Genomic DNA, 14151 nt, shown 5'->3' with positions numbered 1-14151 from the left:
CCACTCGGAACTGGACACCGCGCCGGACGGTCTGGCTGAACCCGGACCGGGAAGACCCGCTGGTTCAACGCGATCAGCGATTAGAAGCCGCCTGATTCCAGGTTCCAACAAGCTTGACAGGCATCGGTGGCCAGCGACTACTTTCAGGCGCTGGCTCGGGCAGAGTGCGATCTAGCGATTTGCTATTGGCCCGTTGGACGCTGCGATCTGGATATCGACACTAGCGCCTGCGCCTATCGAGTCATTGGGCATGAACGGCTAATTCCCGTGACCGGGCGTAAAAACGACGGGGCGGCGTGTGCACTACTACCTGGCGCTCGCCAGCAGCCAGTGCCCTGGCTGGCCTACCCCAAACGTGGGCTACTCGGCTCGGCGGTCAAAGCACATTTGGCACGATTGCCGCAAAGCACGTACTTAACGGCACAGAGCGAAAACCTCTATGCAGCGGGTATCAAAGAACTGGTGCTGCTGGGGTATGGCATGAGTTGGCTACCCGAGCGAAATGTGGCCGCAGAGCTGGCTGACGGCACCTTGGTCAGGGCGGGCGACAGCCGCTGGGACGTACCCATGGAGCTGCGGTTGTATCGTCACCAAAGCCAGCACCATGCCGAACTCGATAGTTTGTGGGGCCAGCTCTCACCGCCCCGACTTTGAAAGGACGTTTATATGTCAGCAACCCTCTATCAACTGCAGCGCGACCACATCCAAGCACTGAATCATGCTTATCAAGCGCGCATGGCGGCGCATAACCTGGATAGTTTGGCGATATACAGCGGTCATGCGAACAACCACTTCGCTGATGACCATGCCACCAGCTTTCAGTCCTACGGCCATTTCATTCATTGGGTGGGGATGGCTGATGTTCAGCACAGCTGGCTGGTGATTCAGCCCCATCAGCGCCCCCAGCTTTATCTGTACGCGCCTGCCGATTTTTGGCACTTACCGACTCAGCTGCCTGAAGAACCCTGGGTGGCGGAGTTCGACGTACATTTATGTAGCGATAAAATCACCCCGCCGCTCACAGGACACGCTGCCGTGATCGGCGATCTGAAGGAGCTCGCGAGCACGACACCCCTCGCCAATGTCGCCACACTTCATCCCGAAGGCTTGGTACGCGAACTCGACGAGTTGCGCATGGTCAAGTCCGCCTACGAAGTGGCTTGCCTGCGCGAAGCCAATCGACTAGCAATCGCGGGCCACCAAGCGGCTAATGCTGCTTTTATCGGTGCGTCGGCCGAACTGGATGTGCAGCTTGCCTATTTAGGGGCCAGCCGACAGCGAGAGTCGGACGTGCCTTATCAAAACATTATCGGTCTAAATGAGCATGCCGGGGTCTTACACTATCAGCGCTATGACCTGTCAGCCCCCAAACGGCGTTATAGCCTGCTAGTCGATGCGGGCCGTCGTTTTCGCGGCTACTGTGCGGACATTACCCGTACCTATGCAGGCCCGGATGCACCCAGCGAATTTGGCGGGTTAATCAGCGCCATGCACGGTCTGAAAGATGAACTCATCACCCACATCGTTCCTGGCATCGAGTTTCTAACGCTACATGAGCAGATGCACCGAGGCCTAGCCGACATATTGATCTCGCACGGACTGTATCAGGGCAGCGCAGAGAGCGCCGTGGAAACCGGTGTTACCCGCGCCTTTTGCCCGCATGGACTGGGCCACTCATTAGGGATTCAGGTACACGATGTGGCCGGATTGAGGCAGCCAGACGGGAGCCCATCGCCAGCACCTGACACCCATCCAGCCCTGCGTCTCACCCGTACGCTGCAAGCCGGTATGGTCATCACCATCGAGCCAGGCCTCTATTTCATTCCCATGTTGCTGGCACCACTGCGTAAAAAGCCCCACCCCATCGACTGGACGCTGGTCGACCGGCTCGCCGTGTGCGGAGGCATACGCATCGAGGATAATATCCTAGTGACAGAAGGCGGATCTGAGAACTTGACGTTATAGCCACTCCCTCGCCCAACAAAAAACGCCCGGCTTACGCGTGTAAGCCGGGCGTATATGTATCGGATTGGTTTAGAAACGGTAAGTAATACCGCCGCCGATCGTCACTGGCTCGATATCGACTTCGCCAACGGTGGCGCCAGCCGCATTGATGTCGGCGCTTACGTCCGCGTAGCTAACATAGCCGTTCAGCATGACGTTATCCGTCACTGCCAAATCCACACCCGCTTGGCCGATGGCGCCGTAGCTCTCGTCGATGCTCAAGCCAGATGGCTCGCTGGAAAAACTCGTGTAGTTCAAACCAAGACCTACGTAAGGCTGAACTTTCGAGTCCAAACCACCCATCGGGTAGTAGTTGACCAGCAGGTTCACCGGCAGACGGTCGACGCTACCTGCGCTGCCGCCCGGCGTCGTGTTCAGGTCATGTTCGAATTTTTCAGAGCTGTTGAGTTCGACGCCAAATTTGTCGCTGAACAGGTAGCCCGCACCATAAGTGAACCCACGTGCGCTTTGTACGTTGAGGTCCGCACCGCCAACATTGCCGTTACCTGAGCCCGTATCCGTTTGGGCAACACCGCCGCGAACAAACACATCGCCTGCTTCGTAGGCCATAACGGCTTGGCTCGCCATGACGGCACTGGCAGACACGATAGCGGCGGTGATCAATTTCATTTTGCTCATCAGGGTCATCCTCTTGCATCTTGCTTGGGATTGATGCTGGTCAACGCCAGCTAACCTATACAATATATAGTATAAGAACACCGTTTCCAAATTTCATGTGAAATTTTATTATAGGTTTTCTGGCTCTGATAGCTTTTGTTAACTATCGCGCTTGACAAACGAGCATAAAAAAAGTCCCCCGAAGGGGACCCAGGTGGAGCACGCCAGCTCACTCGGTGTATTGCCGGGCAGCGCCGCGGCAACGTTGCAAAGAAGGGAGAGCATTGAGTGCCGGTTGCATCGCGACCTTAATGACTCTATTCATTTGCGGGTTACCTTTTATGTTGCGAGCTGCGTGCCAAAAAAATAATTTCTATTAAAAAACATAATCTTACTAAATAAATGAGTAAAGAAAGCGTTCGCTATCTCTTTACCCCATGAAAAAGCGCACCAGCGGCGCGCATTTTTCGCTGCATTGCTTCATAACGAATCACTCAACCGCCACCAGCAACTAGCCTTACTGGCTTACTTGATTGCGGCCGCCGCGCTTGGCTCGATAAAGTGCCTCATCTGCTAAGACCAAGAGTCGGTCTCTGTTGTCCTCTGATACGTCGGTGCTACAGACCATACCCGCCGAGAGCGTGCACGCAAACTCCTGCTCCCCTTGGTTAAAGCGCAGGCGAGAAAAGTATTGGCGAATGTCTTCCAAGCGCTTCCGACCGTCCTCTGCGCTGCAGTGTGGCAGCACCACTAAAAACTCCTCGCCCCCATACCGGCCAATCATATCGGTTTGGCGTAGGCGCTGACGCAGCAGCGTCGCCACCGACGCAATCACGACGTCCCCTGTGGCATGGCCATAGGTATCATTCACCGATTTGAAATGGTCGATGTCCACCATGGCGACCACCACCGAATAGTGTTGTCGGAAGCCACGACATATCTCGTTGATCGCGGCACTTTTAATGCTGGCATGCTTGAGCAGCCCGGTCAGACTGTCTTTATTGAGCAGCGCCGACAGTGTGCGTGAGCGGGCCACGCGCACACGAATCGAGGCTACCAGCTGCGCAGCGAGAATGGGCTTGGTGAGGAAGTCATCGGCTCCGTGGCTGAGCGCATCTACCTGCTTACCTAAGTCCATCTCTGCCGATAAGAAGACGATGGGCAGACTACTCCACTCGTCATACTGCCGAACCACTGACGCTAAATCAGGGCCATCGTAATCCGGCATGTGCACATCCATCAGTAAGAGTTCGGGTCTAAACGAGGCGAGTTGATCGATGATATGGCGGGGATTGTCGAGGATGCGCACTTCCATCCCCGCGGCTTCTAGCACGAGCTGGTAATAAGCCGCCAGCTGTTGGTCGTCGTCCACGACGAGAATACGAGCGGGTGGCGATTGACGCTCTTGAAGAAGCTGCTCCAGACGGTTCACCAATTGCGGTATGTTCAGTGGCTTCAAAAAATAGCCATGCGCATTTAACTGTGCCGCTCGCATACGTGCATCGAAGGAGTCACAGTCGCTGATGAAAAGCAGGGGGCAAGAGAGCGCTTGCAACGGTGCAAGGTGTCCCACGCCTGCCATGGCGTCTACGATCAAAATATCGGGAGACTGATTGGCGATCGCTTGGCACGCCTCTGGCACAGAGTCGAAAAGGCGGACGTCATAACTGAAGTTCATCAACTGTTCACGGATATGCTTACCGAGCTCGTCATCTTCTTCGATCAGCCAAATCTTAGCGGATGTGCCGTTGATTTCTTGAGGCCCATCAACGCTAGGCGCCTGCTGCAAACTAGGCACGAGCTCGATTTGCATCGACTGTAATTGGCTACTCACCACGTTGACGAGCTGAAGATCGATGGCTTGATCGCTCTCCTCCAGCCAGCGCTTAAGGCCATTTTCCAACAGCCGTGCTTGGCTGCCGATCGCATCGAAACCAAACGTCCCTGCCGACCCTGCCAGTTTGTGTAGTCGATGGTAAACATCGGTCAACGTATCCCGAGGGGCTTGTGGGTCGCCACTGGACGGGGCTTCGGTGGTGACCATTAGCTGAGCACGTAACGTTTGCTGCAAACGCGTGAGCACACTGCACAACGATGCCAATTCGGCTTGCAGATTATGCTGATAGGTTTGTTTGAGCAGTGCCAGTTTGTGCTCTAGCGACTGTTGATCATGATTTGCCACACGCCTGCTCCCAAAGAGTGCGAACTTGATTAGCCAGGGTCATGGGATCGAACGGTTTGGCAATCACGCTTTTGGCACCGAGTGCGATGAGTTGATCCACCTCGTGGGGTTGTACTTTGGCGGTCATGAACGCGATAGGCACTTTCTCGAGACTCGAGCGTTGACGCAACGCCGCTAGAGTCGATGGCCCATCCATACCAGGCATCATGACATCGAGTAGAATCATGTCTGGGGCGAACGCTTCGGCTTCTTCCAATGCCTGCTCCCCTGAAGCACAGACTTTGACGTTAAAACCACCGACGACTTCGAGAGCAAGTGTCGCTACCGTTTGGATATCAGGATCATCTTCTACATACAAAATACGCTCTAAGCTGCTCATTCGTTATCCACCATCTGGACCAGTTGGGTTCGTTGTTGAATTGCCTCGAGCAACTCTGTCGGACTAATACGCGATTTCAAGAACACCGTCTCGACACGATGTTGATCTGCTTCACTGATGGACTGCCCAGATAGGATAATGATTCGCGCGTGGGGCTGCTCTTCACGAATCTGCTCTAGTAAATCCCAACCTTCGCCGTCAGGCAGACCAATATCCAAAATAATGGCATCGTAGCGTCGATAGGCTAAGTGGCGACGTGCCATGGCCACGCTCACCGCGTGATCACACACTGCATGCTCATCCAGCATGGCGCGTATGACCGCATGGAGGTCGGGGTCATCCTCGATATGCAGCAGCCTCAGGCGCTCTTGATGAGTCTGCATCTGCTCGCTGAGTAGTGCTAGCAGGTGTTCAGTCTGAATGGGTTTTGCCAACCAAGCGATGTCCTCTAAGTGACCTTCCAGAGCGACACCGCCTCGCTCCATGCTCCCCGTCACCACCATGACGGGGGTATGCTTCGACGCCCGCTGCTGTCGCAGCGCATGAATCACATCGAAACCGCTCATGTCGGGTAGTCCAATATCGACGGTGATGGCGTCATAGTGTTGGTTGGCCAGTTTCTCTAGCGCCATGGCACCGTCCAAGGCAGAGTCCACTTCGAAACCGGCTTGAGCCAATGTTGCAAAAAGAACACGCACGACGGAAGGATCATCCTCGATCACCAGCACTCGGCCCGCGTCAGCGCCCCGCGAATCACTAAGAGTATCCGAGGGATGAAGAGGCAGGGAGAACCAGAAACAGCTGCCCTTGCCCTCTTCTGAATCGAAGCCCATCTCACCTTCCATGTGCTCGATTAGCTCGCGCGTAATCGCCAAACCCAGCCCCGTTCCCCCTTTCGCCCGCGAGTCGGAGGCATCGACTTGTGCGAACTTACTAAAAATATGGCCTTTGAAGTGGTCGGGAATTCCCGGCCCATCGTCTTTGACGGTCACCATCATCCTATGGTCTTGCTTATCGACACTGATTTGGACTTCTCCTCCCTCCGGCGAAAACTTCACGGCATTGGAGAGCAGGTTCGCCATGACCTGACGAAGCCGCTGACCGTCGACACGCACCTGTGTATCCGGATGAGGATTATCCAGCGTCAACGTAACCTGCCGCTCATGGCGATAGTGGCGATTCTCCTCGATGGCACTTTCCAGTAAACGCTGCAGCGGCTGCCACTGCATATCGAACGCCAGTTTACCGGCGGCTATTTTTTCGATATCCAGCAGGTCGTTGATCAAGTGGGTGAGCCGCTGACTATTTTTATGCGCGATGTTGACCATACGCATGACGGTATCCGGCACGCTGCCAAGCGCCCCGGCAGCGACCATACCCAGCGCTCCCGAAATGGACGTAAGCGGCGTACGCAGCTCATGACTCACGGTCGAGACAAACTCGTTTTTCATTTGCTCGACGCGCTTCGATTCAGAAATATCTTCGGCAATGCCCAAGTAACCGGTAATCGTGCCTTGCTGATCTTTAATAGCGGTCACCACCAGCTTGATGGGCACACGATCGCCCGCGCGGGTCAGATAGGTCCACTCGTTGACATCGCGCTTTTCCAGGGCAGCCCGGTGGGTAAACACCTCCAAGGGCATCAAGGTATGGCCTGCACTCTGGCTCAGTTCGAGGAGCCGCTGTTCGACTTCATCGGCATCGTGAAACAGCATGGGAGTTTGCACTCCGATGACCTCGCTCGCCTGATATCCCAAAAGGTCTTCAGCACCTTTGTTGAACAGCTTGATCACTCCCTGGGTATCCATGGCGATAATGGCAAAATCCACGGCAGCATCGAGCACCGAGCTCAGCAAATCATTGCTACTGGCGAGTGCTCTGGTGCGTTGATCGACCTCGCGCTCTAAATTGCTCTGCGTATGGCGAAGGCGTTTGAACGCATCGCTGAGCTCCGCGCTCATCGCACCCAATAAATTAGAAAGCTGCTGGAACTCGACGATGCGACTGTCGGGAAGTTTGGGCGTTTTGCCTTTGGCAATCGAATCGCTCAGCGTCCGCCCTTTTTTGCCGAGACGGGTTAGCGGCTGAGTAATCATACGGCTCAAGAGTTCAGCCGCCACGATGCCAAAGATCAATACTGCCGCTAACATGGCAAACAAAACGGTCCGATAAGCTTCCATGGCACGCACGGTAGGCAGTGCCGGCGTCTCTAACAATACGTGATCGACACCTCCTACGCCGCGGGCAGGTAACTGTAGTGTATAAAACCCCTGAGAAAAGCGAACGGCCGGGTTATCCAAATTGCCTGGAAGCCACATACGCATGCGCTCGTCTAGATCGATGAGTTCATCTCCAGATGCCAGCGTTAGTGAGTTGAGATGACCTACCTGTGCCAGCAGCTCACCCTCTGCATCGAGTAGTCCAATATTGACGTTGCTATCTGCCCTTACTCGACCAATATGGTAAACGAAACGCTGATCGGCTCCGGGTTCCGACAAACGCCCCACCAGCTCGTTGCCCATGGCATTGAGCGTTTGGTTGACAAAGTTTTCTTGCCCCTGACGCATGGCATGGCCTTCGTACAGAATCAGCGGAATACCCGTCATCAATGTGACCGACAATAGGGCACAAAACAGCAGATGTTTGAGCCTTAATAAAGCCCCTGCCGTCGGCAGCCAAGACCGTTGAGATAGCCCACAAACAATAATGATCGCGCTAGCGATGACCGCGTTGAAAACACCGTTAATGGCTTGTTTTAAATACACCAGCAGCGTTAGCTCTTGGCTCCATCCTAACCACAAAGGCAATAATAGAAAGTCGATCGGGGCGGCGATCGCCGTCCAAAAGATCAGTGCAGCAATGATCAAGTTTTTGACTTTATGGTGGTAAAGCCAAGAGACCACGAGCGCCTCTAGGATGAACACCATGACGGTGACGGGATTTTCCCAAAAGACATAAGTATAAACGCCTGAGGCGACCCCAATCAGTACCGCTGGCCATGTCCCCAGCCAAGCAACGGCTAGCATGACAGCCACCGAGCCAAATACGAAAAAAACGTTAAACAGTACCGAAAGCTGTAGCATATTGCCCGCCACGCCAGCGACGAGCAGACACGCAAACAGAATACCTAGATACCAAGGAGCCCCATTGAAGCGTCCGATTCGTTCAGTGCCGAACACGCGTAGGCACCTCCGCATAAGGGAAAGTTATGTAAAACGTACTACCTTCTCCCTCTGTGGATTGAAAACCGATAGTGCCCCCCATTTGTTCGGTCATCGCCTTACTAATTGAAAGCCCCAAACCCGTTCCTCCTTTAACGCGTCGATCACTCGCATCTGCTTGCGAAAATTTTTGGAAAATCCGTCCCCTAAACGCCTCAGGTATTCCGCACCCGCTATCGTTTACGTTGATGCGTATCTCTTTATCAAACTCGTCACAATATATAACGACGTCACTGTTAAGCCGAGAGAACTTTGCAGCATTAGAGAGTAAGTTGGCCATGACCTGCTGAAAGCGCAATACATCGACGTTAATAAAACGGTCTTTCGATAGCGTTTCCAACCGTAAAGCAACGCCATGCTGATCGGCATAAGGCTGGTTTTCAAGTAGCGCAGCCTTGAGCAGTTCTCCTAGTTCTCTGGGCTGGCAAATAACATTGAGCTGCCCCGCCAAGAGTTTTTCGATATCCAAAAGATCATTGATCAACAGAGACAGCCGCTCGCCGTTTTTCAATGCCATGGAGAGCATCTTGTGGGTGCTCTCGGGTAGCTCTCCAGTAGCACCGCCCAGCACTAGCTTCAACCCGCCGGCCATGGCCGTGAGTGGGGTACGAAGTTCATGGCTCACCGTGGAAACGAACTCGCTCTTCAGTGCATCGACTCGCTGCCGATCTAACGCCGAGCCAATCCAACGGCTCAATAGCTTGATGAAGAGTGTGTCGGTTTCAGCAAAACGGTGCTGGCGAGGATCGGCGGAAGAGAAGCTCACCGTTCCAAAGAGCTGATCACCCAGTTGAATCGACGATCCCATATACGCTTTGAGGCCGAAGGTGTCGTAACACGGATGATGCCTAAGATCGCTCTCGGTCGTATCGTGAACGGCCAATAGACCGCTGGTTTTTAGCGTCATGTCACAGTAGGTATTGGTCAAGGGCAAGCACTGGCCGGCCGCCAGCGTGACATCCTTCGGCGCCGTGACGGCGACGACTTCGAATACCCCTCTATGGATACGGCTAATGATGCCAATTTGAAGATTGAGATAGCGACAGCCCAACGCCAACGCTTCCTGAAATTGCCTATCGATACCTAAATGATTAGAGGTGCTGATATCGTTAAGTGCGGCCAATGCGTCCACCAGTGAACGCTGGCGAGATTCATCGTCAGCCAACTGTCGTTTAACGTCGTTGACCCTGGTAAGCTCATTTTCCAGCCCAATTCGATTGATTTCATCTTCTACGCACGCCGCCAAGTCGGTCAACACCTGACGCTGGGAAGGGCTCAAACGGCGCGGCTCGGGGTGGATGATACACAAGGTGCCTACTCGAAAGCCGTTGGCAGTGGTCAGCGGCACGCCTGCATAGAAGCGAATGCCGCGACGGGCGGTGACCAGCACATTGTCAGCAAAGCGGGAATCTTGGCTGGCATCTTCTATCTCGAAGATGCTCTCTCCTTGAATGGCGTGCGCGCAAAAAGACTCCTTTCTGCAGGTCTGCGTCAGCGAAATGCCCTGACGTGACTTGAACCACTGGCGCTCCTCATCGACCAATGACACTAACGCAATGTCCACGTCAAAAATGGAAGTAGCCAATCGGGTGATCCGATCGAAGCGCTCCTCTGGCGGAGTATCCAAAATGGCTAAACTATGTAACGCCAGCAGCCGCGCTCGTTCACTCTCCACCATGACAGAAACCTCAAAGGTGTCTAACCGCCAATATTATCCATCGGGCATAGCGCCGCTAAGATCGTTTAGTTACTGTCAATGTATGCCTTAATGTGGGTGCTGTCGCTGGCTGTATCGATATTTTACATTTGCACTACTCGCAGCCGGTTACGACTCAACCACTTTGGAAACGCACTCATGACCTCACCCTGCACCTACTACGTTACCGGTGGCGCCCAAGGCATCGGTCTGGGCATTGCCCATACCCTTTTGGCCAAGGGACACCGTGTCGTCATTACCGATATTGATGGCGAAGCCCTCGACGCCGCTGCGCAAAGGCTGCCTCATCCGTCGCAACTGCTGACTCTCACAGCGGATGTCAGCGATGAAGCCCAGGTGATGGCCAGCCTCGAAAAAAGTGTCAACCACTTTGGGCAGCTAAACGGTATCGTGCATAACGCCGGCATTGCCGACCCTTTTCATGGCCCGGTGGAGCAGCTTTCGCTAGAGACATGGCAGGCCTACTTGGACACCAATCTCACCGGTGCCTTTTTGTGTGCCAAACATGGCGCTGCCTACTTACGTCCTCACGGCGGCAGCATGGTGTTGATGGCTTCGTCACGCGCCATCCAATCCGAGCCGGACACTGAAGCCTACGCCGCCAGCAAAGGCGGCATCGTCGCCTTGACGCATGCGCTGGCGGTCAGCCTGGGGCCTGATATTCGCGTCAACGCTATCAGCCCCGGCTGGATCGAAGTGGGCGACTGGCAAAAACCCAGCCGACAGCAGTCGGTGGAGCACCGGGATATCGATCGCGAACAACACCCGGCCGGCCGCGTGGGCACCCCCGAAGACATCGCTTCACTCACTCACTTTCTGCTCTCTAAAGAGTCTGGTTTTATTACCGGCCAGAATTTCGTCGTCGACGGCGGCATGACACGCAAAATGATCTATGCCGAATAGCGGCCTGCGCGCAAAGGTGCCGCATCAAAAAAGGCCATCGAAGGATGGCCTTTACATGGCAACTCCACGTTGGATTAAGGCGTAACGATGATTTTGACTTGCGCCTTATCGTTCAACAGCGCCTCGAAGCCCTCCTCCACGATATCCGCCAGCGGAATGCGTTGAGTGACCATATCCTCGGCGCGGAAGTAGCCCCGCTGCATCAGCGCCATCACCGCTGGGTACACATGGCGATAGGCAATGATGCCCTTCATAGTGCGCTCTTTGATCACCAAGTCATTAGGCTGAAAGCTGGCCTCTGACTCCCAAATACTCACCACCACCACTTCACCGCCCTCATGGGTGCTGTGCAGCGCTTGATTGAGCACGGCGGGAATGCCGGTCACTTCGAACGCCACGTCCACCCCGCCACTACTCAATGCTTGCAGCTTTTCCACCGCGTCGTCTTGCTGCGGGTCGATGACGATGGCGCCCAGCGCTTCGGCTTTGGCTTTACGCGAAGGCGCGACTTCCACCGCATAGATCTGCGCTGCTCCCGCAGCTTTGAGGGCTTCGATGGTCATTAAGCCAATCGGCCCAGCACCAAACACCACGGCACTATCCCCGGCTTTGAGGCTGCTCTGGCGTACTGCATGCAGCGCGACCGCCGCAGGCTCGACCAGCGCCCCCTGCTCGAAGCTAAGGTCATCCGGCAGTTTGTGCACCATATGCTCACCCATCACGGTGAACTCAGAGAATCCGCCGCCACCGCCGGAAAGGCCGTGAAAGCCGAGTAGCGGCGTCAGGTTGTAGCGCTCCATCTGATAAGCGCCATCTTTATTAGGCGAGAGGATCGGCTCAATGGCCACACGGTCGCCTACCTTCACCCGAGTCACTTTCTCACCAACCTCGACCACTTCGCCGGCAAACTCATGGCCCATGATGATCGGTGCCTGCTCGCCGCTGATCGGATGCGGTTTGCCTACCGGAATAAAAATCGGCCCGGCGGCATACTCGTGTAAATCGCTGCCGCAAATACCGCAGGCGGCGACTTTCACTTTCACCGCATGGGGGTCATCGATGGTCGGCACCGGCACCTGTTCGACGCGCAAATCTTTCGCCGCATACCACACCGCGGCCTGCATCTGTGATTGATCCGTTGACTGGCTCATAGGTTGCCCTTTCTGTTAAGACACATGGTGAACCGGCTGCAGCCCATAGACGGGGGTATCTAGTCCTTCCATACGCGCCTTCAACTGCAGCGCCAAATAGTGAGAGTAGTGCCGGGACTGGTGCAGGTTGCCACCGTGGAACCACAGCGCCTCTTGTTGGGTGGGCTTCCACATATTGCGCAGCTCCCCTTCCCACGGGCCGGGGTCTTTGGTGGTGTCAGAGCCTAATCCCCAACATTTGCCCACCTTGTCCGCTACCTCTTGAGAAATCAGTCGAGCCGCCCACCCATTCATCGAGCCATAGCCGGTGGCGTAGACGATCAGATCAGCGTCCAATTCGCTGCCGTCGGTGAGCGTTATCGAGCGCGGATTGATCCGCTCGATACCCACACCGCTGCGCAGCTTGATATCGCCATTGGCGACCAGATCGCAGGCCCCCACATCGATGTAATAGCCCGAGCCACGGCGCAGGTACTTCAAAAACAGGCCAGACTCATCGTCACCGAAGTCGAGCATGAAGCCCGCGTCTTCGAGCTTTTGGTAAAATTCAGCATCCCGCCGTTTAATGGCATCGAACGCCGGACGTTGAAAATCGGGCAACACCTTGTAAGGAATCGAGGCAAACAGTAGGTCTGCTTTTTCGTGGGTCAACCCGCCCGCGACGGCCTCCTCCGAGTAAAGCGGCCCCAGCACTTCTTCCATCAATGAGTCCGACTTGACGATATGGGTCGAGGAGCGCTGAAGCATGGTGACATCGGCATCGTGCTCCCAGAGCGCGGCAGCAATATCGTGAGCCGAATTATTCGAGCCCACGATCACGCATTTTTTACCGGCGTAGGCATCTGGCCCTGGGTGCTGGCTGGAGTGTTGCTGCTCGCCCTCGAAGCTCTCCGAGCCTGCAAACTTGGGCACGTTGGGCATCCCCGACATCCCGGTAGCCATCACCAGCTGTTTCGGACGTAGCGTGATCTCTTCGCCATTGCGCTTCACGTTCACGATCCACTCACCTGCGGCGTCATCGAAGCGTGCATTCTGACACTCAGTGGAACTCCAATAATTGAGCTCCATCACTTTCGTGTACATTTCCAGCCAATCGCCCACTTTGTCTTTCGGGGCAAACACCGGCCAGTTTTCTGGGAAGGGGATGTAAGGCAGGTGGTCGTACCATACCGGGTCGTGCAAGCAGAGAGATTTATAGCGCTTGCGCCAAGAGTCCCCCGCGCGCTCGTTGCGCTCGATGATGATCGTGGGCACGCCCATCTGTTTCAGCCGCGCCCCCAAGCCAATACCGCCCTGGCCACCACCAATGATCACGCAGTAGGGCTGGCGCGTGTAACCAAGCTCGGCTTCCTCACGTTCACGGGCTTCCAGCCAGGTTTCACGCTGTTTGTTGGCACCATGTTCGGCCCCTTTGGGGCGATGGTGATTGCGCGGTTCGGGGAAGTCGTTCAACGCCTGCATGGTAGTGAGCAGTGTCCAACACTTGCCGTTCTTCAAACGCAGGAAGCCTTTGCCGCTGGCAATGGCCGTTTTGAACGTGAACCACGCCTCGATGGTATCGCCGTTTTCGCTGGCCTCCCCATCGAGCTGCCACTGAGAAGGCCGCGTGCGGGCCAGCGTGGCATCGAGCATGGCCTGGATTTCCTCCTTGCCTTCGCACGTTTTTAGGTTCCAGGTAAACGCCAGAAAGTCGCGCCAATAGCACTCGTCGTTGAATAGCGTCAGCACGCGCTGACTATCGCGTGCCTGCAGCGCCTCATCAAACTCCTGTAGCCATGCGTTGACGGTGCTGGTGGCGTGGGATGGGGTTCTTACCTCTGTGTGAGTCATCGCGGGTACTCCAAGGTCGTTGTTATTGTTGAACTGTCGATAAGACACCCAACCCTAAGCACCCGCCGTGCCAAATGTGCAAAATAATCAATAAGCAATTGAAAAATTTAAACAAAAAAAATTTTCGCATTGCTATCCACCAACGC

Annotated in this window: 10 protein-coding genes; 3 read left to right on the top strand and 7 right to left on the bottom strand. The window is 55.1% G+C overall.

From position 1 onward, the window contains the following. Positions 1-126 precede the first annotated feature (126 nt). Positions 127-654 carry a LysR substrate-binding domain-containing protein gene (locus MHM37_RS15510; RefSeq protein WP_239297218.1) on the top strand — a complete coding sequence of 176 codons (528 nt, stop codon included), beginning with the start codon at positions 127-129 and terminating at the stop codon, positions 652-654. Positions 655-666: 12 nt separating this feature from the next. Next, positions 667-1965: a Xaa-Pro dipeptidase gene (gene pepQ, locus MHM37_RS15505; RefSeq protein WP_239297221.1), complete on the top strand. Its 1299-nt coding sequence runs from the start codon at positions 667-669 to the stop codon at positions 1963-1965. A 69-nt stretch (positions 1966-2034) separates the two neighbouring features. Here the strand turns inward: pepQ and MHM37_RS15500 are convergent, their stop codons facing one another. The 5 genes from MHM37_RS15500 to MHM37_RS15480 form a co-directional block, all read right to left on the bottom strand. Next, positions 2035-2643, bottom strand: coding sequence for an OmpW family outer membrane protein (locus MHM37_RS15500; protein WP_174788518.1), 609 nt, complete (start codon positions 2641-2643; stop codon positions 2035-2037). Between the two features lie 496 nt (positions 2644-3139). Then, positions 3140-4804: a diguanylate cyclase gene (locus tag MHM37_RS15495; protein ID WP_239297222.1), complete on the bottom strand. Its 1665-nt coding sequence runs from the start codon at positions 4802-4804 to the stop codon at positions 3140-3142. After that, positions 4791-5183: a response regulator gene (locus MHM37_RS15490; protein ID WP_239297223.1), complete on the bottom strand. Its 393-nt coding sequence runs from the start codon at positions 5181-5183 to the stop codon at positions 4791-4793. The genes MHM37_RS15495 and MHM37_RS15490 overlap by 14 nt, the downstream gene beginning before the upstream one ends. Then, the gene (locus MHM37_RS17200) at positions 5180-8362 is read right to left on the bottom strand and encodes a response regulator (RefSeq protein WP_239297224.1); all 3183 of its coding nucleotides are present in this window, start codon (positions 8360-8362) and stop codon (positions 5180-5182) included. Before MHM37_RS17200 ends, MHM37_RS15490 begins: the two co-directional genes overlap by 4 nt. Then, positions 8349-10082 carry a GAF domain-containing protein gene (locus MHM37_RS15480; RefSeq protein WP_239297225.1) on the bottom strand — a complete coding sequence of 578 codons (1734 nt, stop codon included), beginning with the start codon at positions 10080-10082 and terminating at the stop codon, positions 8349-8351. The genes MHM37_RS17200 and MHM37_RS15480 overlap by 14 nt, the downstream gene beginning before the upstream one ends. Before the next feature lie 177 nt (positions 10083-10259). Between MHM37_RS15480 and MHM37_RS15475 the strand changes: the two genes are divergently transcribed. Beyond that, on the top strand, positions 10260-11024 hold the full coding sequence (locus tag MHM37_RS15475) for an SDR family oxidoreductase (RefSeq protein WP_239297226.1): 765 nt from the start codon (positions 10260-10262) through the stop codon (positions 11022-11024). Between the two features lie 74 nt (positions 11025-11098). Here the strand turns inward: MHM37_RS15475 and MHM37_RS15470 are convergent, their stop codons facing one another. Then, a complete protein-coding gene (locus MHM37_RS15470; RefSeq protein ID WP_275437549.1) occupies positions 11099-12175 on the bottom strand; it encodes a 2,3-butanediol dehydrogenase in 1077 nt (358 codons plus the stop codon). A 15-nt stretch (positions 12176-12190) separates the two neighbouring features. Next, positions 12191-14005, bottom strand: a complete 1815-nt coding sequence (locus MHM37_RS15465) for an NAD(P)/FAD-dependent oxidoreductase (protein WP_239297227.1) — start codon at positions 14003-14005, stop codon at positions 12191-12193. Positions 14006-14151 lie beyond the last annotated feature (146 nt).

Origin of the sequence: Halomonas sp. MMH1-48, from assembly GCF_022348105.1 — a bacterium.
Classification (GTDB): Bacteria; Pseudomonadota; Gammaproteobacteria; order Pseudomonadales; family Halomonadaceae; genus Vreelandella; species Vreelandella piezotolerans.
The sequence above is the reverse complement of the archived record's forward strand: the minus strand, read 5'-3'. Positions and strand labels throughout refer to the sequence as shown.